Raw genomic sequence first — 22822 nt, 5'->3', positions numbered from 1 at the left:
GATCCGGAATCAGCTCTGCGGGACCGTCCGCCGGGTGCTCAGCGGCCGGATGTCCGTCCAGTTCCGCTCCACGTAGTCCAGGCACTCCTGCCGGCCGGCCGCGCCGAAGACCTGCCGCCAACCGGCCGGCACCTCCAGCTTCACCGGCCACAGGGAGTGCTGGTCCTCGTCGTTGACCAATACGACGAAGATGCCGTCGGGATTGTCGAACGGGTTCACAGCGACCTCCGAAGTCGATAACCACCTCGATGGAACGGTATCCAGCCCGCGCGCGCCGGCGTTGTCACGTGAATCGAGGACAGTTGTGGCGCATCGGGAATCGCCGCGGTCCGTGCGAAGGTACTTCGTATGACCCGATTCGTCATCGACGCACCGGTAGCCGTCCATCTCGCCACCCTCGGCGCGGCGATTCCGGCCCACCATCGGCTGGTCGCCCCCACGCTGCTGCGGTCCCAGGCGCTGGCGCTGGTGTACGGCGCGGTCCGCCGCGGCGACACCGAGCAGAAGGCGGCCCGGAAGATCCTCGACGGCGTCCGCGGGCTGAACATCCGGCTGCTCGGCGACCGCTCGATGCAGGACAACGCCTGGAAGATCGCCGAGTCGTTCGGCTGGCCGGACACCTACCGGGCCGAATATATCGCGCTGACCCGGTTGCAGGCCGATGCGCTCGTCACCTTCGACACCGAATTATCCACCGCGGCAGCGACTCTGGTTGGCATCGCCACCCCGGAGGAGCTGCTGCGCCCCTGACCCGAGCACGGAGTTCCGCATGCTTCTCAACCCCCGGACCGTCGCCGCCGTCGACTCCCCGATCGGCCTCGCCTACGACCTGCTCGACCGGCGCGCGGGCACCCGCGAGCTGCTGGACCTGGCGCAGGCCGCGCCGCAGTATCCACCGGCCCCGGAGGTGGTGGAGGCCGTGGTCGCCGCCGCCCGGCACCCGCGCGGCGGGGAATACTGCGAGATCGCCGGATTGCCCGGCCTGCGTGCGGCTTTCGCCGCGGAGATCGCCGCGGCGTACGCCGGCGAGGTGCAACCGGGCCAGGTCGTCGTAACGGCCGGCTGCAACCAGGCGTTCTGCCTGGTGGCATCGGCGCTGGCCGGTCCCGGCGACGAGATCGTGGTCGTCCTGCCGTACTACTTCAACCACGACATGTGGTTACGGATGTCGGGCATCGTGCCGGTCTATCTGGAACCGGGTCCCGATCTGATCCCCGACCCGGAGGCGGCGGCCGCGCTGATCACCCCGCGCACGCGGGCCGTGCTCCTGGTGACACCGGGCAATCCGACCGGCGTGACCGTGCCGCCGGCGCGGATCGCGGCGCTGGCCGAGGTAGCGGCCCGGCACGGGGTGGCGTTGATCGTCGACGAGACCTACCGCTCGTTCCGCGATACCGACGCGCCGCCGCACCGGCTGTTCGCCGATCCGGACTGGCCGCGCACGGTCGTCAGCCTGCACAGCTTCTCCAAGGATCTGGCGATTCCCGGCTATCGGGTCGGCGCGGTGATCGCGTCGGCCGAACTCGGCCGCGAGGTCACCAAACTGCTGGACTGCGTGGCGATCTGCGCGCCGCGCATCGGCCAGGAGGCCGCGCTGGCCGGTCTCACCGCGGCCGGTGCGTGGCGGCGCGCGCGGGCCGCCGACATGGCCGACCGGCGGCGCTGGTTCACCGCGGCCCTGGCCGGTCGGCCCGGCGGCTACGAAATGCTCTCCGCCGGTGGGTTCTTCGGGTGGATACGGCATCCCTTCGGAGCGCGGCCCACCGAGGACGTGGTCCGCGAACTGGTGCTCACCCACGACACGCTGCTCATCCCCGGCACGGCCTTCCTGCCGCAGGATCGCGGCACCCTCCGGGTCAGTCTCAGCAATGCGGACGAGGCCGCGCTGACCGGCCTCGCGGACCGGCTGGCCGCCTCCGCCGCAGGTCGCTGACCCGAGGTCGCCGATTCATGTGACTGCGTCCCGGACCGCGGCCTCCCTAGCGTGAGTGGACGTAGCGTCGGCCCTCGGTGAAGGGAAATCCGTGGTGTTCCGCGGCAGCAATCTGCACACCATCTTCCGGGAGCGGGTCCGGCTGCATCCGGAGCGGATCGCACTGTCGACGCGGCAGGAGTCGATCAGCTACGCCGAACTCGCGGCCCGCGCCGATCGGCTGGCCCACCGGCTGATCGGACTCGGGGTGGGGCCGGACGTGCCGGTGGGACTGTGCGCGCGCCGCGGCCCGGAGGCGATCGCCGGCATGCTGGGCATTCTCGCGGCCGGCGGAGGCTATGTGCCGATCGATCCCGCCTACCCCGCCGAGCGCGTCGGCCATCTGCTGACCGACTGCGCGCCACCGCTGGTCGTCGCCACCCGCGACACCGCGGACGTGCTGACCGGCCGGCACCCCGCGATCGTGTGGCTCGACGGTGACGAGACCGGCGACGGCCGGCCGGTACCGGAACCGCGCGGACCGGCCTCGGACCGCGACCTGGCCTATGTGATCTACACGTCGGGGTCGACCGGAAAACCCAAGGGGGTCATGGTCGAACACCGCAATGTGGTGCGGCTGTTCGAGCAGACCCGGCCGTGGTTCCGGTTCGGCGAGCACGACACCTGGGCCCTGTTCCACTCGATCAGCTTCGACTTCTCGGTGTGGGAGATCTGGGGTGCGCTGCTGTTCGGCGGCCGCCTGGTGCTGTTGCCCGAAACCGTCACCCGCTCACCGGAATTGCTGGTATCGCTGCTGCGCGCGCACCGCGTCACGGTGCTGAACCAGACGCCGTCGGCGTTCCAGCAGTCGATCACCGCGCTGCCGGTCGGCGAACGCGACGACCACCCCTTCGGCCCGGATCTGCGGCTGGTGATCTTCGGCGGCGAACGGCTGGACCCCCGGACGCTCGCGGCCTGGCTGGACCGGCACGGCGACCGGCGGCCCGCGCTGATCAACATGTACGGCATCACCGAGACGACCGTGCACTGCACCCATCGGCCGATCACGGCCGCCGACGCGCGGACCGGGGGACGCAGTCCGATCGGCGCCGGCATTCCCGATCTGCGCGTGGACGTCCTGGACGACGACCTGCGGCCGGTCCCGGACGGGGTACCGGGCGAGTTGTACGTCGCCGGACCCGGATTGGCCCGCGGATACCTGAACCGGCCGGCGCTGACCGCGCAGCGATTCGTCGCCGGCGCCGACGGTGCACGCCTGTATCGCACCGGCGATCGCGCGCAGCGCGAGCACGGCGAGCTGATCTATCTGGGCCGGGCCGACGGCCAGCTGAAGATCCGCGGCTACCGGATCGAACCCGGCGAGGTGGAGGCGTGTCTGTGCCGGGCCGGCACGATCGCGCGCGCGGTCGTCACGTCCCGTGTCAGCCGCGACGGCGAGGTGGTGCTGGCCGCCTACCTGGTGCCGTCCGGGACGAATGCCGGCCGGCTCACCGACGCGGAGCTCATCGCCGCTGCCCAGCGGCATGCGCGCGCCGCGCTGCCCCGGCATCTCCGTCCGTCCTATTACAAAGTCGTCTCGGAGATTCCGATGACGCCGCAGGGAAAGGTGAATCACGATGCCCTTCGGGAGGACGACCACGCCGGCGCGGGATCTGGCCGGCATACGGCAGTGGATCGGTGACACGGTCCGGACCGTCACCGAACGCGACGACCTCGACCCGGTCGTCGACATGTTCGATCAGGGCGTGACCTCGCTCGCGTTCATCCGGGCGGTCGCACTGATCAACGAGCAGTACGGGGTCACCGTGGACGTCGAGCAACTCGACGACGCCACCGTCGACTCGCTCGCGGCGCTGGTGCTGGAACTGCTCGGTGCGCCGGCGCCGGAATGACCGATCCCCGAACAGCTTTCCGCACACGGAGTGGAGAACCGACGATGACACATGCGACCCAGCAGAGTTTCACCCCGAGCCCGGAGGAGGTGGCCCGCTTCCACGAACAGGGCTATCTGGGCCCGTTCCAGGTGTACGAGCCCGACGAGATGCGGCGGCTGTGGCGCCGCGAGCGGCTGCGCCTGATGGATCGCAGCGCCGCCGTCTACGACGAGGGTGACGCGCAGGCCGGCAACACCAATATCGCGAACTACGACCGCCACCTGGATTCGGCGTTCCTCGCCGATCACATCTGCCGGCCGCAGATCGTGGACCGGCTCACCGCCGTGCTCGGCCCCGACGTGCTCTGCTGGCGTTCGGAGTTCTTCCCGAAGTACCCCGGCGACGAGGGCACCGACTGGCATCAGGCCGACACCTTCGCGTTCGCGTCCGGCAAACCGCAGATCCTCTGGCCCGCCGCGGAGAAGGAGTTCGGTGGCACCCTCACGGTCTGGACCGCGTTCACCGAGGCCGCCGAGGACACCGGCTGCCTGCAGTTCATCCCCGGCACCCAGCGGACGATGTACTACGACGAATCCAAGGAGATGCACTACCAGCCGGACAAGATCAACCAGCAGAACAAGGACGGCATCAACCGCGGCTTCTACGGATACGACTACCGGGAGTTGCAGAAGGATCCGGACTGGCGGCCGCCGATCGAGCGGGCCGTCTCCATCGTGATGCAGCCCGGCGAGGCGGTCATGTTCTGGTCCACCATGATGCATTCGTCCAAACCGCACAGCGCGGCGGACAAGCCGATGCGGCTGGGCTTCGCCGGCCGGTACGTGCCGACCGCGGTGGAGGTCTATCCGGACACCGACGACGTCGACGAGTACGGGGGCCGGGTCAGCCTGCGGGACTACGGCACGGTGCTGGTGGCCGGTGTCGACCGCTACACCCACAACCGCAAGGTCACCCACACCACCAAGGGCCACGAGTTCCCGGCCCGGCGGCGCGACCGGCCGTGACGCGCGCCGCGGACCGCGCCGTCGCGCGGCTCACCGCGGCGGTCCTCGCGGTGAAGCCGCTGGCCGCGGAGCTGGCCGGGCCGATCCGCGTGACGGCGGCCGAATCCGGCACCGCCGCAACGGCATTGCTCGAGTCCGGGACGAGATCGACCGGCGGCGGCATGCGGGCCGAACTGGCCGGTCTGCTGGCCCGGGTGGCCCGGCACGCCGGGGTCACGGGCCTCACGCTGGTCCCGGATACCGGCGAGCTCGGCGCCTTCGAACAGGTGATCAGCGATCGGCTCGGGCTGGCCGGGATCGCCGCGGATCTCGCCGGGCCGGAGGCAGTCTCGTGGCTACGACCTGCCGACGTGGACCGGGTGGCGGCCGCGGCGGTGGCGGCGGGCTTCGACACGATGTATGCCAAACGGACCATCGCCGCCGCCGACGGGGTACCGCTGAACGTGTACCGCGCCGGGACCGGGAACGAACACGAGCCCGTCGTGCTGATTCCGGCCTGCGGCATGCCGGCCGCGCTGATCGAATCGTGGCTGCGCCTGCTCGCCCGCGATCGCCACGTGCTGACCTGGGAGAGCCGGGGACTGTTCGATGCCTCCGGCCACGCCGGCGATTTCGCAGTGGACATCGACACCCAGGCCGCCGACCTGTTCACCGTGCTCGATCACGCGGGCCTCACCGGCGCGCACCTGGTCGCGCAGTGCGGCGGCGCGGTGATCGCGCTGGCCGCCGCCGCGGCGCGGCCCGAGCGGATCGCGTCGCTGAGCCTGTGGCACGGCGCCTACGGGTTCGCCGAGAACTGCCCGACGACCAACCATCAGCAGGACCTGATCGAGCTGATGACCATGGCGGCGTCCGGCCGCTCGACCGCCGCCGCCATCCAGGCCATGTTCTACCGGACCGCGCTCAACGGCACCCCCCGCGAACTCGCGCACCTGGTGCTGTACCCGTTCGCGAATCCCGAACTGTTCTACCGGTACTGCCGGGTCAACACCGGCCTCACCGGCGCCGACGTCGAACGCTACCTGGATCGGGTGAAACAACCCGTGCTGGTGGTCACCAGCACCGACGACGTGACCGCGGCGCCGGAGGGCTCCCGGCGGGTGGCCGCGGGCCTGCCGAACGCGCGGCTGCGGGTCCGGCCGCACGGCGACCACATCGCGCTGTTCCAGGCGGACGACGCGCTGGTACGGGTCGCGATCGACTTCATCGCCGACTGTCCTGGATTCCTGTGACAACCTCACGAATCGGTCTGTCGATACCGTCAGGCACAACCGGTGCGTAGACGGGGGTGTCGATGAACGGGAATGCGCGGGACCTGGATCGCCGCTGGTTCAAGCGATTCGGCCGCACCGACGATCGGGCCCGGATCCGAGTGTTCTGCTGGCATCACGCCGGCGGCACCGCGGCGCAGTACCGGGCCTGGCCGCGACTGCTGCCGCCGGAGGTGGAGCCGATCGCGGTGCAACTGCCCGGCCGCGCCGATCGCTTCGCCGAACCGGCGATCGACCGGATGACGCTGCTGGTGGACGAATTCGCCGAGGTGGTCGAACCGGCGCTGGACCGGCCGTACGCCTTGTTCGGCACCAGCATGGGTGCGCGGGTGGCGCGCGCGGTGGCGTACGAGTTGCGCGAGCGCGGACTGCCGCCGCCGCAACGGCTCTACGTGGCCTGCGATCCCGCGCCGGACACCGATCGCGGCGACTGGCCGTGGGAGAACCGCGACGACGGCCTGATCGGCTATCTGCGCGAAATGGGCGGCACCCCACCGGAAGTGCTGGACCAGCCGGAGCTGCTGCGGGCCCTGCTGCCGCCGCTGCGCGCCGACCTCACGGTGATCAGCACCGACGACTTCCGGCCGGATCAACCGCTGGACCTGCCGATCGTCGGCTTCGCCGGCGTGGCGGACCCGGTCGGCACCCCCGAACTGATGGCCCGCTGGAGCACCGAGACCACCGCCGGTTTCGAGCTGCACCGGCTGCCGTGCGGGCATTTCCTGGCCGCCGACGCCGAGGCCCAGGTCATCCGGACCATCGTGCGCGAACTTCTCTGATCGAGCGAAGGGACTACCGGTGCACAACGGCGACGTCGAGGACATCTACGAGCTCACACCGCTGCAACAGGGCATGCTCCTGCACAGCATGTACGACGGCGCCGCCGACATGTACCTGAGCCAGCACACCTACGCGATCGACGGACCGCTGGACACCGCGGCGCTGGTCCGCGGCTGGCAGTCGGTGCTGACGGCGCATCCGGTGCTGCGCACCTCGTTCCACTGGGCAGGTCTGGACAAGCCGCTACAGGTGGTGCACCGCGATGTCGAACTGCCGGTGCGGCACCACGATTGGTCCGGTGACGACGACGACCGGCAGCGGGAACGCTTGGCGCACTTGCAGACCGAGGATCGCGCTGCCGGTATCGATCCGGAAGTGGTCCCGCTGCAACGGTTGCAGGTGATCCGGCTCGGCGACGACCGGCACGCGTTGCTGTGGACCTACCATCACGTGCTGCTGGACGGCTGGTCGATCCCGAACTTCCTCGACGAGGTGATGACCCGGTACCGCAGCGAAACCCTCGGCACCCCACCGCCACCGCCGGTGCCGGCCTACCGGGACTACATCGCATGGTTGCAGCGCCAGGATCCGGTTCGCGCACAGGCGTTCTGGACCACGGCGCTGGCCGGCGTCCGGCCCAGCCGGGTCACCTACGCCGGACCGGCGGATCCGGCGGCCGGCACCGGCGCGGTGCAGCGGCGGATCGTCGCACTGCCGCCGGAGCTGACCGAGGGGCTGCGGCGGGCCGCCGCGCGGCACCGGGTCACCTTCAACACCGTGATCCAGGCGGTGTGGTCGGTGGTGTTGCCGGTCTACACCGGTCACGCCGAACTGGTCTTCGGCTGCGCCACATCCGGCCGGCCGCCGGAGCTGCCGCAGGTCGACCGGATGATCGGCCTGTTCGCCAACACGCTGCCGATGCGCGTGACCGTCCCGGCCGCCGGTGCGCTCGGTGCGTGGTTGCACGAACTGCAACGCACCTATGCCGCGATGCGCCGCTACGAGTACACCCCGCTGGCCGACATCAAGAAGTGGGCCGGCGCGCCGGGACAGCCGCTGTTCGACAGTCTGCTGGTGCTGGAGAACTATTCGCTGGTCATCGACGGTGTCACCGACGGCGGCCCGCAGGCGGCGCCGTCGCCGCTGTCCTTCCAGGTCGACACCCTGTACGACAAGATCGATGTGCCGCTGACCCTGACCGTGGCGCCGCAGCCGGTGTCGGAGATGCAGTTGCTGATCCACCGCAACCGTTTCGAGCCCGGCTTCGCCGACGACATCCTGGCGCGCCTGCACCGCACGCTGGCGGCGATCGTCGAGGCCGACCTCGTCGAGACGGTGGTGGCCGCCGCCGGTCCCCGGCCGGAGCGGGCCGCGGCGCCGGAAGTGCCGGTGGCCCGGGAGATTCCGGCCGTGCCGACCCCGCCGGCCACTCCCGCGGAGGCCGCGATCGCGGCGGTGTTCGCGGAGATCCTCGGGATCCCCGACATCGACGTCACGGTGGGCTTCTTCGATCTCGGCGGCGACTCCTTCGCGGCGGTGCGGGTCGCCGGCCGCATCGAGGGGGCGAGCATCGGCCTGCTCGCCGAACATCCCAGCGTGCGCGAACTGGCCGCGGCGCTGGCCCCGGCCGATTCGGCCGAGACCGGCGAACTCGACGAACTCGACGACGAGATCGCCGAACTGGAACGCCGTCTGGCCGCGAAGCGCGCCGCCCGTGAACGCCGGGGCGAGGCGAATTCCCGGCCTGTCCCGGCGGCTGGTGAATCGGATTCACGGCCCGTGCCGACGGCTGGTGGGTCGAACTCACCACCGGTCGCGATCGCCGATGATCAGGTTCCCGTCGCACGCGACGGCGCACTCCCCTGCACCCGGCAGCAGGAGGGCCTGTGGTTCCTGCACCGGCTCGACCCGGCGTCGACGGTTTACCACGTCCCGTTCGCGCTGCGGCTGCGCGGCCCGCTGGACCGGCCGGATCTGGAACGAGCCCTGCTCGCCCTGGTGACCCGGCACGAGGCGCTGCGCACCCGATTCACCGAGCACGACGGCCGCCCCCGGCAGATCATCGATCCGGCCCCGGCCGAATTCACGCTGCCGGTGCACGCGGTGGATCCGGCCCGGCTCGGATCGTGGGTCGCCGCCGCAGCGCACCGGCCCTTCGACCTGGCCACCGGGCCGCTGTTCCGGGCCGCGCTGGCCCGGCTCGCCGACGACGACCACGCGCTGGTGCTGGTGGTGCACCACATCGTCGCCGACGGCTGGTCGGCCGCGATCCTCGCCGGGGAACTTCCCCTGCTGTACGGCGGCGCGCACCTGCCGCCGCCGGCCTTGCAACCCGCCGATCACGCTGTCCGGCAACATGATCGGCTCGACGAGGCCGAACTCGCACGGCAGACCGGCTACTGGCGAGCGGCGCTGGCGGACCTGCCGACCGTCGACTTCCCGGCCGACCGGCCCCGGCCGGCCGAACCCACCGGCGCCGGCGCGGCGACCGCGCGACTGCTGTCCGCCGAGGCGACGGCCGCGGCCCGCGCCTACGCGCGCACCGCCAAGGTGTCCTTCCTCGCGGTCCTGCACGCGGGATTGCTGACCGTGCTGCACCACTACACCGGTCAGCGGGATCTCACGATCGGGTCGATCTTCACCGGCCGCACCCGGCCCGAATTCGAATCCGTCGTCGGATTCTTCGCCAACACCCTGGTGCTGCGCACCGACCTCGGCGGCGACCCCACCTTCGCCGAGCTGATCGGCCGCTGTCAGGTCACCGTGCGGGAGGCCTCGGCCCATCAGGACATCCCGTTCGGCGTGGTCGTCGACGCGGTCCAGCCCGAACGGGTGACCGGCCGCAACCCGCTGTTCCAGATCGGCCTGACCCTGCAACCGGGCAGCACCGGCACCGAACTCGCGCTCGGCGCGGTACGTGCGACGCCGATCGAGATCGCCGACGACTACGCGCGATTCGACATCCTCGTCAACGCCGCCGACGCCGGGGACCGCCTGGAGCTGTCGGTCGAGTACTCGACCGAACTGTTCGACGCCGACCGCATCGAACGACTGCTCGACCACTACACCGCCGCCCTGGCCCGCGGCCTGGCCGCCCCCGGGACGACCGTCGCGGATCTGGACATCCTGCCGGCCGGCGAGCGGGCGGAGGTGTTGCGGGCCTTCAACGACACCGGCGACCCGCGGCCCGCGCGGCCGATCCACCATCTCGTGGCGGCCGCCGCCGCGGCCGCGCCGGACGCCACCGCCGTCCTCGATCACGACGGCACCACCTGGACCTACCGCGACCTGGACGCTGCGGCCAACCGGCTCGCACACCGATTGCGCCGGCACGGGATCGGTGGCGGCGAACCCGTCGGGGTGTGCCTGGAACGCGGCGCCGACATGGTCGTCGCGCTGCTCGCCGCGCTGAAGGCCGGCGGCGCCTACCTGCCGCTGGAACCGGACCTGCCGCCGGACCGGCTGGCATACATGCTAGCCGACGCCGCGCCGCCGATCGTGGTGACGCACAGCCGATTCGCCGCCGCGATCACCGCGCCGACGCTCGAGCTGGACCGCGAACGCGCGGCGCTGGCCGCCGGATCCGCGATGGATCCGGCCGCCGAGGTCCCGCTGGACGGTCCCGCCTACGTGCTCTACACATCGGGTTCGACCGGCACCCCCAAGGGGGTGGTGGTGCCGCATCGCGGCGTGCACAAACAGCTGGCGTGGATGCAGGACACGTTCCGGCTCGGCCCGGCCGACCGGGTACTACAGAAGACCCCGTACTCCTTCGACGTGTCGGTGTGGGAGTTCTTCTGGCCCTTGGCAACCGGGGCGACCCTGGTGGTCGCCGCCCCCGGCGGTCACCGTGACCCCGGCTATCTGCACGGCCTGATCGCGACCACCGGGGTCACCGTCGCACATTTCGTGCCCTCGATGTTGCAGGTGTTCCTGGACGCCGTCGCCGCGGGCCTCGATCCTGGCGAATTGCGGTGCCTGCGTGTCATTTTCGCCAGTGGTGAGGCGCTGCCGCCGCTGGTCGCGAACCGTTTCCCGGACCTGCTGCCGACCGTCGAACTGCACAATCTCTACGGCCCCACCGAGGCCTCGATCGACGTCACCGCGTGGCAGTGTCAGCCCGGCGCGGCCACCGTGCCGATCGGCCCGCCGATCACCGGCATGCGGACCTACATCCTGGACCACCGGCTGCGGCCGGTGCCCGTCGGCGTCGCGGGCCAGCTGTACATCGGCGGCCCGGTGGCCACCGGCTATCTCGGCCGCACCCGCCTGACCGCGGAGCGCTTCCTCCCCGATCCGTACGCCGGTGTCCCGGGCCGGCGGATGTACGCCAGCGGCGACCTCACCCGGTGGCGGCCCGACGGGGTGATCGAATATCTCGGCCGCGCCGATCGTCAGGTCAAACTGCGCGGCCAGCGCATCGAACTCGGTGAGATCGAGTACGTGCTCGGCGGCCACCCCGCGGTGGGACACTGCGCGGTGCTGGTCCGCGACGACAACCTGGTCGCCTACTACGCCGGCGGCGACACCGATCCGGACGAGTTGCGCGAGCACCTGGCCCGGCGGCTGCCGGTCTACATGATTCCCGTCGCGTTCACCGCGCTGCCGGCGCTGCCGGTGACCGCCAACGGGAAGCTCGACACCGCGGCCCTGCCGGTTCCGGCGGCGCAGTCCGGTGGATACGTCGCGCCGCGAACGGATATCGAGAATTGGCTCGCCGCGCAGTGGGAGCAACTGCTCGGTGTCGTGCGGGCCGGCGTCCACGACAACTTCTTCGATCTCGGCGGCAACTCCCTGCACGGCACGCAGCTCATCGCGCGCGTCCGCGAGCAGTGGGGGCTCGAGCTGGATCTGCGCCACCTCTTCAACAGCCGGACGCTCGCGCAACTGGCGACGCGGATCGCCGAATCCGCCGGCGAGTCCCGGCGGACCGCGATCGTCGCGCTGCCACGCGACGGCTCCCCGCTGCCGTGCACCCCCGCGCAGGAGGGGCTGTGGTTCCTGCATCGGATGGACCCGCGCTCGCCCGTCTACCACATCCCCTTCGCGCTGCGGTTGCGCGGACCACTCGACGTCACCGCGCTCGGCGACGCGATCCACACACTGATCGAGCGCCACGAGGCGCTGCGCACCCGATTCCTCGAGATCGACGGCGTACCCCGGCAGGTCGTCGGCCCACCGCCCCCGGCGACCGGCCTGCCCGTCATCGATCTGCCACCGGCCGAGCTCGAGCCCTGGGCCACCGGCGTGATCGCGCAGCCGTTCGACCTCGCCGCCGGGCCGTTGTTCCGCGCGGTCCTGGCCCGGCTGGGGTCCGCGGATCACGCGCTGGTGCTCGTCGTGCATCACATCGTCGCCGACGGCTGGTCGGCGGCGCTGCTCGGCGACGAACTCACCGCGCTGTACCGCGGCGAGTCGCCGGCCGCGCCGACGATCCAACCGGCCGATCACGCGGTGTGGCAACGCGACCATCTGGACCGCGGCGAACTCGACCGTCAGATCGACTACTGGCGCCGCGCACTGGCCGACCCGGTCCCGATCGACTTCCCGGCGGACCGGCCCCGGCCCGCCGCGCCGACCGGTGCCGGCGCGGGCCTGGAGCGTCCGCTCGCACCCGAGATATTCGCCGCGGCAACGGCTTACGCACGCACGCAGCGAGTCTCGCTGCTGGCGGTGCTACAGGCCGCACTGCTGGCGGTACTGCATCGCTACACCGGCGGCACCGACCTGGCGATCGGATCGGTCTTCTCCGGCCGTACCCGGCCCGAGATCGAACCGACGGTCGGCCTGTTCTCCAACACCCTGGTGCTGCGCACCGACCTCGGCGGCGACCCCGCCTTCGCCGCGCTCGTGCGGCGCTGCCACGACACCGTGCTGAACGCCACCGACCATCAGGACGTGCCGTTCGGGCTGGTCGTCGACGCCGTGCAGCCCGAACGGGTCGCGGGCCGCAATCCGCTGTTCCAGATCAGCCTCACCCTCCAGCCGGCCGATCTCCGCGCGGAACTCGACCTCGGCGCGGTGACCGCCGAGCCGATCGACCTCACCGGCGGCTTCGCCCGCTTCGACATCGTGATCGACGTCAGCGAGACCCGCGACGGCGCACAGCTGTCGATGGAGTACTCCACCGAACTGTTCGACGCCGACCGGATGCGGCGCTTCCTCGACCACTACACCGCCGCGCTCACCCAGGGCCTCGCCGCGCCGCAGACCCCGGTCGGCGGCCTGGCCGTCCTGTCCGCCACCGAGCGCGAACAGGTACTCCGGCAATGGAATCCGCCGTCGACCGGGCATCCGGCGGGCCTGCTGCACCGGATCGCGGCCGGACACGATCCGAGCGGCGTCGCGATGCGATACCGCGGCGACACGCTGACCTACGGTGAGCTGGAGCAGCGATCGAACCGGCTGGCGCACGCCCTGCGCGCGCACGGCGTCGACCTCGGCGATGTCGTGGCCGTCCTGCTCGACCGCGGACCGCACCTGATCGTCGCCGAACTCGCGATCATGAAGGCTGGCGCCACCTGGATGCCGCTGGATGCCCGGCATCCGGTGTCGCGCTCGGCCTTCCAGATCGCCGACGTCGCGGCCCCGGTGGTGCTGACCACCGCCGGGCACCTCGGCACGGCCCGCGCGGCCGCCGGACCGGCCCCGGTGTGGCAACTGGACGACCTCGACCTCACCGGACATCCGGACACCCCACCGGAGTTGGAGGTACCGGTCGACGCCGGCGCCTACCTGGTCTACACCTCGGGCTCGACCGGCGCGCCGAAGGGCGTGCTGGTCTCCCACCGCGCGGCGTACGGCTACTGCCACAACGCCGTCGGCCAATTGCGCCTCACCGCGGCCGACCGCATACCGCAGATCGCGAATCCGGCCTTCGACATGACCGTCTTCGACTGCTACGCCACCCTTTTCGCCGGCGCGACCATCGTCGGGGCACCCGCCGAGGTGGTCAACGATCCGGCCGCGCTGACCGAACTGCTGCTCGGCGAACGGGTCACCGTCGCCTACATCCCGCCGGCGATCCTGGCCCTGCTCGATCCGCGGCGTTTCACGAATTCCGCACTGCGGGCTGTGTTCTCGGCCGGGGCCACGCTCCCCACCGAACTCGCCGCCCGCTGGATCCGGCCGGGACTGGCGGTGCACAACTCGTACGGCCCGACCGAGACCACGGTGATCTGCACCGACTACCCCTGCGTCGGTGACCTGCCGGACGGCCCACTGCCGATCGGCACGGCGATGCCCGGCCACGACGCCTACGTCCTCGACGAGCGGCTGGAACCGGTCCCGGTCGGGGTGCCGGGCCAGCTCTACATCGCGGGTTCCGGTGTGGCGCTAGGCTACCTGAACCGGCCGGCGCTCACCGCGGCGCAATTCCTGCCGGACCGCTTCGGCGACCGGCCCGGCCGGCGGATGTACGCCACCGGCGACCTCACCCGGTGGCGCTCCGACGGCGTGCTGGAATTCCTCGGCCGCATCGACCGGCAGGTCCAGCTCCGCGGCCTGCGCATCGAACTCGGTGAGATCGAGTACCAGCTGAGCACCCATCCCGGGGTCCGGCAGGCGGTGGTACTGCTGCGCGACGATCACCTCACCGCCTATGTCGTCGGCGGCGCCGACCCCCGCGACGTGCGCGAATATCTCGGCGCGAAACTGCCCGGCCACATGATTCCCACCGCATTCGTGGCGGTGCCGGAGATCGCGCTGACCCACAACGGGAAACTGGACCTCGCCGCGCTCCCGGACCCCGTGCGGCGCACCGAGATCCATGTCGCGCCGCGCACGGCCACCGAGATCTGGCTCGCCACCCAGTGGCAGGACCTGCTCGGCGTGGACCGGGTCGGCGTGGCGGACAACTTCTTCGATCTCGGCGCCAATTCCCTGCACGGCACCCAGCTGATCGCCCGCATCCGCGAACATCTGCACGTCGAACTGGATCTGGTGCACCTGTTCACCGGCCCCACCCTCGGCGAGATCGCGGATCGGCTCGACGGTGCCGAGACCGTCTCCGGCCGCGCTCCCATCGAGCGGGTCCTCGGCCGCGACCGGCTGCCCTGCACCTATCAGCAGGAGAGCCTGTGGTTCCTGCACCGGCTGGACCCGACCGCGCCGACCTATCACCTCTCGTATTCGATGCGGTTGCACGGCTGGCTGGACGTCGCCGCGCTCGGCCGCGCCGTCCTCGGCCTGCTCCGGCGGCACGAGGCGCTGCGCACCCGCTTCGTCGACCACGACGGCCTCCCCCGTCAGGTGGTCGACCCCGCACCCGAGGAGTTCGCGCTCCCGATCACCGACCTCACCTCCGACGAGGTCGTGGACTGGGCCAAGCGCGAATCGTATCGGCCGTTCGACCTCGCCACCGGACCGCTGTTCCGCGCCGCCGTGGCCCGGACCGCACCAGACGAGTTCGCGCTGGTGCTGGTGGTGCACCACATCATCGCCGACGGCTGGTCGGCGGCGATCCTCGCCGACGAACTCACCGCCCTGTACGCCGGTGTGGAACTGCCTCCGGTGCCGGTCCAGCCCGCCGATCACGCTGTCTGGCAACGCAATCAGCTCGGCTCGGCCGAAATGGACCGGCAACTGGACTACTGGCGGCATGCCCTCGCCGACCTGCCGACCGTCGAATTCCCGACGGACCGCCCGCGACCGGCCGAACCGACCGGCGCCGGCGCCGCCTTCGACCGGCCGCTCCCCGACGACCTGGTCACGGCGGCCCGCGCCTACGCGCGGCAGCACCGGGTGTCGTTCCTCGCGGTCCTCCAGGCCCCGCTGCTGATCGTGCTCCAGCGCTACACCGGCCAGGACGACCTGGCCGTCGGCTCGATCTTCTCCGGCCGCACCCAACCGGCGATCGAACCGGTGGTCGGCTACTTCACCAACACCCTGGTGCTGCGCACCGACCTGAGCGACGACCCGACCTTCGCCGAGGTGATCCAGCGCGGCCACCGCGTGGTCCTCGACGGCGCCGACCACCAGGACGTCCCCTTCGGCATGGTCGTGGACGCCCTGCAACCGGAACGTGTCGGCGGCCGCAACCCGTTGTTCCAGATCAGTTTCACCCTCCAGCCCGCCGACACGCAGGCCGGTGCGCTGCATCTCGGCGGCGTCACCGCCTCGGCGATCGAATCCGAGGACGACTTCGCCCGTTTCGACATCCTGATCAACGCCTCCGACACCGGCGACCACCTGGAACTGACCCTCGAATACTCCACCGAACTCTTCGACGCCGACCGCATGCACCGCCTGGCCGACCACTACACCGCCGCCCTCACCGCGGGCCTGGCCGACCCGGACACCCTCGCCGAGGACATCGAGATCATGTCGGCCGGGGAACGAGAAACAGTGCTGCACAGCTGGAATCGGTGAGCTGCACGGACCGGATGGCGAGCAGTGACACTCGCGGTCACGATGCCGTCCGGCGAGGGACTGCCGATATCGTCATTGTCGGTGCGCGCCACGATCCGCGCGTCCGGCGCACGGATGTCGCCGACCGGAATCAGTTCTGCGCCACGGCCGGATCGGCGAGGTCTGCCGTGGTGACATCCGGCAGTTCGTGCTCGAGCCGGCGCAGTCGCGGGTATTGCCACGCGGCGGTGACACACACGGCGAGCAGGATGCCGATCACCATGAGCAGCAACGCATATCCGCGATCGGGGCCGTGGCCGACCAGGACCGACAGCAGCGGGGAGCGGACCTGCCGCCGGCCCGCCAACGGCAGGAACAGGTTTCCGGAGACCCAGCCCGCCAGCGCGAAGGCGATCAGTTGCGGGACCGAGGCCACCATGCCCTGTAGCGCCATCGCGCGGCCGAGGAGCTGGGGTTCCACCTTCGTCTGCCAGATGGCGCGGTTGCAGGCGATGACGACGGCGAGGCCGCCGAGGAAGATCACGGCGGCCAGCGCCACCAGGGGCAGGCTCGGACGCAGCGAGCCGAGCACCGTTGCGGCCGCGAGCAGCATCGAGAATCCCAGCAGGGCCCGGACCCGGCGGCGCGGGCCGCTCCACACGGTCATCGCTACGCTCGCCGCGATCATGCCGGCGCCGCCGATCGACAGGACGGCGCCGAGGGCCCCGGAAGAGGCGAAGGCGAGGACGAGCGGGTTGATCAGCAGGTCGACGAAGCCCGCGCAGAATTCCAGGGCCGCCATGAAGGCGAGCAGTGCCACCAGTCCGCGGCGGGCCGCGATGTAGCGCCAGGCCAGGCGGAAATCCGCGAGGAGCGTGGCCAATCCGGCCGCGGTCGCGGTGTCGCGCGGCCGGACCCGGGGGATCACCACGAACAGCAGGGACACGATGCCGCAGCCGAACGACACGCAGTCGATCAGCACGATGCCGTCGATGCCGAGGGCCAGCAACAGGAATCCGGCGATCACCGGCCCCAGGCCCTGGCTGGTCGCCAACGCCACCAGGCGCATTCCGTTGGCGCGGCCGATCTGGTCCTTCGGGACCAGCAGGGGGACGGCCGCGTCGAACGCGGGAGCGGTCAGCGCGGACACCATCGACAACGCGGCCACGATGACGATCATCTGCCACGGCGCGAACGCACCGGTGTGCAGCAGCGCGGCCAGCGTCAACATCACCAGCAGCGCACCCGAATTCCCCACCAGCAGTGCACGTCTGGCTCCCCAGCGATCGACCAGCGCACCGGCGAAGGGGGCGGCCAGCAGGAACGGGAGTGCGGCCAGCGCGAAGATCAGGCCGAGAGTCGCCGCGGAGCCGGTGATCTGGTACACGTACACCCCCAGCGCGAAGCCGGACAGCCCGGATCCGATCAGCGACAGGAACTGTCCGCACCACAGGATCACGAAGGCGCGGAAACCGTTCGGCGGCGGTGTCACGGCGAACTCCTCAGCGTTCGGGCCGCGCGGCGAGATCCTCGGGGGTGACATCCGGGAGATCCGCCTCCAGCGTGCGCAGCCGCCGGGAGCGGTAGGCGGCGATCACGAAGAGCGCGACCAGGATTCCGGTCACCATCAGCACCAGCGCGAAACCCCGGGCCGGGCCGCCGCCGATCAGCGGCGTCAGCGCACCGGAGTTCACCCGGTCGTGACCGACCAGCGGATCGAACACGCCACCACCGAAGCCGGCCAGCGTGTTACCGGCCATCAGCGCCACGCCGTAGACGGCGTTCTTCAGCCCCATCACCCGGCCCTGGAACTCCGGTTCCACCTTCACATTCAGCAGGGTCTGCACATTGCCGAGGATGACCGAGGTACAGGACAGGAAGACGAAGGCGGCCACCGCGATCAAGGCGACATCCGGCCGCACCGAGCCGACGACCATCGCCGCCGCCAGCAGCAGCGAGAACTCGAACAGGCCCCGGACCCGGCGGCGCGGCCCGCCCCAGATCGTCACGGCCACACCGCTGATGAGCATCCCGGCGGTGGCGACCAGGAGCACGGCCCGCAGTTCGGCGGAGGTGCCGAAGCCGACCACCAGCCGCGGCAGCAGTACCTCGACGAAGCCGATGCCGAAACTCACCACCGCGAAGAAGGCCAGCAGGTCGACCAGTCCGCCCCGGGCCCGCACCCGATCCCAGGCGACCCGGAATTCGGCGAACAGCGCGGCCGGCCCGGATCCGGTCGAATCCGGTTGCGGCGCGGCGGGAATCGTCGCGAACCAGACGGTGGCCAGGCCGAGACCGACCGTCGCCGCCGCGATCAGGCCGACGCCGGTCATCCCGACGGCGTCCAGCGCCGGTCCGGCGGCGATCGGGCCCAGCGCGGCGCCGAATCCGTTCATGAACATCCGCATTCCGTTGGCGCGGCCGATGTGTCGCTTGGGCACCAGGAACGGCACGGACGCCTCGTAGGCCGGCAGCAGCAGCGCCTTCAGCAGTGGCACGCTGACGATGATGATCAGCCCGTGCCAGGCGGGGACGGTGTGCTCGATCGGCAGCAGCACCAGCGTCGCCACCAGCGCCAGCCCGCCGGCATTGCTGACCAGCAGGGCGCGCCGGGTCCCCCAGCGGTCCACCAGCGCACCGGTCAGCGGCGAGGCCAGCACCAGGATCACGAACGGCATCGCGTAGATGATCCCCAGTACCAGTAGCGAATACGTCCGGTAGACCGAGAAGGCCGCCGCGAAGTTCAGCAGCGTGACCCCGCAGATCGCGGCGAACTGCCCGATCGACAGGATCGCGAATGTGCGAACCCCGTGCGGCAGCACCGCGGGCTCGGTGTCGACCGTGCTCATGGTCGCTCCTCTCGGTCCGGCGCCGTCGGCTTCATGATGGTCGCGCGCGCGGCCGCCCGCGCCTCCCCGATTTACAGGACAGTCAGTAGATGACGCGGTCGTCGGGGGCCCGCCGCCACCCGCGCGACCCGCGCAGATTGCGAGTCACGTTGAGGCGCTTGAGCCATCGGTCGGAACCGTCGTAGCGGGGCCGGAACGACCTGCGGCCGTGCACCGCCCGGAAGTTGTCGATGAAGACCGTGTCCCCCGGCCGCAGGCGCACGTTGCGCAGATTCCCCTCGATCTGCGCGCACAACGCCTCGAACGCCTGCAACGACCGCTCGGGCCAGCCGTCCAGCTTCATGTGGTACGGGTCCAGCGCCATGTACGGGTCGTCCCGCGCGCCGGACAGGATCGGCCGCTTGACCGGCCGGTCGTTCCAGGACCGGATCAGGTCGAAACTGCGCGTCCGCAGCCGGTCCACGGTCGCGTCCCCGCTGGGGCCGTCCATCGACGGCAGATGCGAATTGTCCGGCATCTGGGTGAATTCCGGCTCGAACAACGCGTCCACATCCAGCGCCGACCAGTCCAGATCCGCGGCGTCGCACACCGTGGTCGCCACCTCGTCCGGATTCTTCAGGCACATCAGCGCCACGTAGTCGCCACGGCAGGGATGGAACGAGTCCTCGGTGTGCCAGGACAGGTGTTGCACACTGTTGGAACCGATTTCGTAGTTCTCGTGCCCCTTGATCGGCAGCACGTCGTGCATGATGCGACCGGCCTGCTGGGTCGACCAGCCGAACACGTCGCCGAGCACCGACGCGCACAGCAGGAAGAAGATCTCCTGCGCGAAGACCGGCGAACGCTGTTCGCCGACGTCGTGCCAGTGCCGCGGCGTCGGGCCCAGCCGCTGCTGATCGATGTCCAGGCCGGAGATCAGGCACAGCGCCGACGGTTCGCCGACCCGGAACCGCTCCAGGAATTCCAGGATGTGCTCCGGCAGCGCGCGAGCCAATACCGGTGCCCGCCGGATCAATTCGGGATCCTCGATCCGCTCGTAGGCGGCGGCCGACGCGGCGACGACGGCGAGCACCGCCTCGTTGTCGTCCGGTGTCAGTGCCAGATGATGCACGCTCTCGCTCCTTTCACCCGGGAACATCCGGAGCATACGAGCGCGGGCCACACCTGCATCGGTCCCCGATAGAAGGGACAAGTGCCCGGCCGGGGCTCCGCCTACCGTTCCAGGCAGGCGGGCTCTCCATGCCCGCCACCGGGCCGCCCAGCTGTAGGCAGGCAACGTACGAGGGACGTGTTCTCATGACCGAACTTCCCAATCTGACCATCATGGAGGTCGACGCGCTGACCGATCCGGGCGCGGGCCTCAACCTCACCGACGGACACGCCAGACTCGGCCTGTCCGCGCAACAGGCCGGCATCGTCGCGGAGCTTCCCGGCATGTTCGCCACGGCGACGCGCCGGCCGTTCCGGGACATCGAGCGGGAGGCGCACGCCGCCTTCCTCGCCGCGATCGGCCAGCACAGCGCGCCGGTCGGCACCGGCCGCATCCTGAGCTGCTACTCCTCCACCCTGGCCACCGACATCGTGGCGCGCGCGTTGCCGCACGGCGCGCGGATCGCGATCCTGCACCCGACCTTCGACAACATCGCGGACCTGTTCGCCACCCGCGGCCTGGTGTTGCAGCCGATGTCGGAAGAGCAGCTGCTGCACCAGGATTGGCCGCTGCCACCGGTGCGCGCGATCGTGGTGACCCATCCGAACAACCCGACCGGCCTGATCACTCCCGAGGCGCATCTGCGATCGCTGGCCGCGCACGCGGCCCGGCACGGGCAGATCGTCATCATCGACGCCAGCTTCCGCGGTCAGGTCCGCGCGGCCCAGTACGACAGTTACGCGATCCTGGATGCCGCGGGCGCCGAGTGGATCACCATCGAGGACACCGGAAAGCTGTGGCCGGTGCACGAACTCAAGATCGGCATGCTGGCCTACAGCGAGCGGAACCGGCTGCCGATCGAGCGGGCCTTCTCCGAATCCCTGCTCGCCGCGTCGCCGGTCGTGCTGCAACTGGTCACCGCGCTGGCCGCCGACTGGATCGCCGGCGGCTACGAGCGGGCCCGGGATCTGGTGCAGCGCAACCGGGCAACGGTCCGGGAGGCGATCGAACCGGTGGGGCTGCGGCTGGCCGACCCGCGTTCGGAGATCAGCGTGGCCCGCATCGCGCTGCCCGAGGACGGCCCCGACTCGTCGCTGCTCTACAAGGACATCCTGACCCGCGGCGTGCACGTCCTGCCGTGCGCACCGTTCCACTGGGCCGCTCCCGACGAGGGCCTGCGGTTCATCCGGCTGTCGCTGGCCCGGCCCTTCGACGTGATCGAGGCCGGGGCCGCGGCACTGGCCGCGTCGTACCGCGACCTGCGTGTGGTCGCCTGAACCGGTTCGGAGAATCCCATGGGCACACCCGTCGTCCCCGACTCGGACGTGGCAGCGCGCGGATACGACCCGTTCGACTACCGCATCCACGAGGACCCGTATCCCACCTACGCCTGGATGCGCGCGCACGCACCGCTGTACTACAATGAGCGGCGCGATTTCTACGCACTGTCCCGGCACGCCGATATCGTTGCGGCGCTGCGCAATCCGAAGTTGTTCTCGAACACCAACGGCATCTCGCTGGAGCAGGAGCTCTGGGGTCCGCACGCGGTGAAGACGAGCTTCTTCCTGGCCATGGACCCACCCGACCACACCGTGTACCGCGGTCCGGTCGGCGCCGCGTTCGGGCCGCGCAAGGTGGCGGGCCTGGAGCAGCGGATCCGCGAACTGGCCCGGGACCGGCTGGAACCGCTGCGCGGCCAGAACCGGTTCGACTTCGCCGCCGACTACGCCGCGGGCCTGCCCAACGACGTGGTGTGCGAGATGCTCGGCGTACCGGCGGAGGACTGGGACCAGATCCGCGCCGACACCGATCAGCTCAACCAGCGCGAGGACGGCTCGGAGGAGCGCGGCCCCAACGCGGTGGCGGCGGCGCTGCGCCTGGCGGACTACTTCGTCGGCCTGGTGCGGGAGTTGCGCCGGCGGCCCGGCGACGACCTGACCTCGCTGATGTTGCAGGCCGAGGTGCACGGGGTCAGGCACACCGACACCCAGATCGTGGCGTTCCTGTTCCTCGTGATCAGCGCCGGCAACGAATCCACCGGCAAGACCATCGGCAACGCGTGGTATCACGGCGCGCGGCTGCCGGAGGTGCAGCGCGCGGGTCTGCACGGCCGGGCCGGCGACTGGACGCAGGAAACCCTGCGCTACGACTCGGCCAGCCAGATGACCGCGCGCGCGGTCACCACCGACACCGTACTGCACGGTATCGAGCTGAAACAGGGTGCGCGGGTGGCGATCCTGCCCGCGTCCGGCAATCACGACGAGCGGGTCTTCGACGATCCCGAGGTGTTCGACCTCGACCGCGACACCAGCGATCTGATCAGCTTCGGCCACGGCCCGCACCACTGCCTCGGCTCCGCGCTCGCGCGGCTGGAGATGCGCATCGCGCTGGAGGAGATGGGATCGCTGGTCTCCTCCTACGAGATCGACATGGGCGGCATCCGCCGGGTGCACTCCCCGCATCAGCGCGGCTTCGCCTCCCTGCCCAGCGAGGTGGTCTTCCGGCCGCGGCGGCTCGAGGTGGGCTGAGCCGCGCCGGCGCACGGCGTGCATCGGCCTCGCGAAAATCGTTCCGGGTGCGACCGGTTCGTTT

At 70.8% G+C, this 22822-nt stretch carries 14 protein-coding genes; 10 read left to right on the top strand and 4 right to left on the bottom strand.

Going from position 1 to position 22822, the window contains the following annotated elements; all coding sequences use genetic code 11:
- Window positions 1–9: 9 nt before the first annotated feature.
- Window positions 10–219, bottom strand: a complete 210-nt coding sequence (locus tag LBW94_RS04685) for an MbtH family protein (protein ID WP_266269870.1) — start codon at window positions 217–219, stop codon at window positions 10–12.
- 129 nt (window positions 220–348) lie between these two features.
- Here LBW94_RS04685 and LBW94_RS04680 point away from each other — a divergent pair, with 129 nt between their 5' ends.
- The 8 genes from LBW94_RS04680 to LBW94_RS04645 all read left to right on the top strand — a co-directional run bounded on the left by LBW94_RS04680 (window position 349) and on the right by LBW94_RS04645 (window position 16252).
- The gene (locus tag LBW94_RS04680; RefSeq protein ID WP_225058641.1) at window positions 349–750 is read left to right on the top strand and encodes a type II toxin-antitoxin system VapC family toxin; all 402 of its coding nucleotides are present in this window, start codon (window positions 349–351) and stop codon (window positions 748–750) included.
- Between the two features lie 19 nt (window positions 751–769).
- Window positions 770–1933 carry an aminotransferase gene (locus tag LBW94_RS04675; protein WP_225058640.1) on the top strand — a complete coding sequence of 388 codons (1164 nt, stop codon included), beginning with the start codon at window positions 770–772 and terminating at the stop codon, window positions 1931–1933.
- A 55-nt stretch (window positions 1934–1988) separates the two neighbouring features.
- Window positions 1989–3614 carry an amino acid adenylation domain-containing protein gene (locus tag LBW94_RS04670; RefSeq protein ID WP_225058639.1) on the top strand — a complete coding sequence of 542 codons (1626 nt, stop codon included), beginning with the start codon at window positions 1989–1991 and terminating at the stop codon, window positions 3612–3614.
- Window positions 3550–3825 carry an acyl carrier protein gene (locus LBW94_RS04665; RefSeq protein ID WP_225058638.1) on the top strand — a complete coding sequence of 92 codons (276 nt, stop codon included), beginning with the start codon at window positions 3550–3552 and terminating at the stop codon, window positions 3823–3825. The genes LBW94_RS04670 and LBW94_RS04665 overlap by 65 nt, the downstream gene beginning before the upstream one ends.
- A gap of 44 nt (window positions 3826–3869) precedes the next feature.
- Window positions 3870–4832, top strand: coding sequence for a chlorinating enzyme (locus tag LBW94_RS04660; protein ID WP_225058637.1), 963 nt, complete (start codon window positions 3870–3872; stop codon window positions 4830–4832).
- The gene (locus LBW94_RS04655) at window positions 4829–6064 is read left to right on the top strand and encodes an alpha/beta fold hydrolase (RefSeq protein WP_225058636.1); all 1236 of its coding nucleotides are present in this window, start codon (window positions 4829–4831) and stop codon (window positions 6062–6064) included. Before LBW94_RS04660 ends, LBW94_RS04655 begins: the two co-directional genes overlap by 4 nt.
- Before the next feature lie 62 nt (window positions 6065–6126).
- A complete protein-coding gene (locus LBW94_RS04650; protein WP_225058635.1) occupies window positions 6127–6882 on the top strand; it encodes a thioesterase II family protein in 756 nt (251 codons plus the stop codon).
- Between the two features lie 19 nt (window positions 6883–6901).
- Window positions 6902–16252, top strand: coding sequence for a non-ribosomal peptide synthetase (locus tag LBW94_RS04645; protein ID WP_225058634.1), 9351 nt, complete (start codon window positions 6902–6904; stop codon window positions 16250–16252).
- 130 nt (window positions 16253–16382) lie between these two features.
- On the opposite strand, the gene LBW94_RS04640 is transcribed toward LBW94_RS04645, so the two are convergent.
- The 3 genes from LBW94_RS04640 to vioC form a co-directional block, all read right to left on the bottom strand.
- Window positions 16383–17723 (bottom strand): MFS transporter, encoded by a 1341-nt coding sequence (locus LBW94_RS04640; protein WP_225058633.1) that lies wholly within the window; start codon window positions 17721–17723, stop codon window positions 16383–16385.
- A gap of 10 nt (window positions 17724–17733) precedes the next feature.
- On the bottom strand, window positions 17734–19080 hold the full coding sequence (locus LBW94_RS04635; protein WP_225058632.1) for an MFS transporter: 1347 nt from the start codon (window positions 19078–19080) through the stop codon (window positions 17734–17736).
- Window positions 19081–19162: 82 nt separating this feature from the next.
- The gene (gene vioC / locus LBW94_RS04630; protein ID WP_225058631.1) at window positions 19163–20191 is read right to left on the bottom strand and encodes an arginine beta-hydroxylase, Fe(II)/alpha-ketoglutarate-dependent; all 1029 of its coding nucleotides are present in this window, start codon (window positions 20189–20191) and stop codon (window positions 19163–19165) included.
- Between the two features lie 185 nt (window positions 20192–20376).
- Here vioC and LBW94_RS04625 point away from each other — a divergent pair, with 185 nt between their 5' ends.
- Both LBW94_RS04625 and LBW94_RS04620 read left to right on the top strand, forming a co-directional pair.
- On the top strand, window positions 20377–21507 hold the full coding sequence (locus LBW94_RS04625) for an aminotransferase class I/II-fold pyridoxal phosphate-dependent enzyme (RefSeq protein ID WP_225058630.1): 1131 nt from the start codon (window positions 20377–20379) through the stop codon (window positions 21505–21507).
- Between the two features lie 18 nt (window positions 21508–21525).
- Entirely contained in the window at window positions 21526–22758 is a 1233-nt protein-coding gene (locus LBW94_RS04620) for a cytochrome P450 (RefSeq protein WP_225058629.1), read from the top strand.
- The last annotated feature ends 64 nt before the right edge of the window (window positions 22759–22822 follow it).

This window comes from Nocardia sp. alder85J, from assembly GCF_020176955.2.
In the GTDB taxonomy this organism is placed as follows: domain Bacteria; phylum Actinomycetota; class Actinomycetes; order Mycobacteriales; family Mycobacteriaceae; genus Nocardia.
The sequence above is the reverse complement of the archived record's forward strand: the minus strand, read 5'-3'. Positions and strand labels throughout refer to the sequence as shown.

Coding starts and splice junctions, on each gene's coding strand:
- LBW94_RS04620 (WP_225058629.1), top strand. CDS start 21,526: ATGGGCACACCCGTCGTCCCCGACTCGGACGTGGCAGCGCGCGGATAC.
- LBW94_RS04635 (WP_225058632.1), bottom strand. CDS start 19,080: ATGAGCACGGTCGACACCGAGCCCGCGGTGCTGCCGCACGGGGTTCGC.
- LBW94_RS04675 (WP_225058640.1), top strand. CDS start 770: ATGCTTCTCAACCCCCGGACCGTCGCCGCCGTCGACTCCCCGATCGGC.
- LBW94_RS04625 (WP_225058630.1), top strand. CDS start 20,377: ATGACCGAACTTCCCAATCTGACCATCATGGAGGTCGACGCGCTGACC.
- LBW94_RS04680 (WP_225058641.1), top strand. CDS start 349: ATGACCCGATTCGTCATCGACGCACCGGTAGCCGTCCATCTCGCCACC.
- LBW94_RS04665 (WP_225058638.1), top strand. CDS start 3,550: ATGCCCTTCGGGAGGACGACCACGCCGGCGCGGGATCTGGCCGGCATA.
- LBW94_RS04650 (WP_225058635.1), top strand. CDS start 6,127: ATGAACGGGAATGCGCGGGACCTGGATCGCCGCTGGTTCAAGCGATTC.
- LBW94_RS04660 (WP_225058637.1), top strand. CDS start 3,870: ATGACACATGCGACCCAGCAGAGTTTCACCCCGAGCCCGGAGGAGGTG.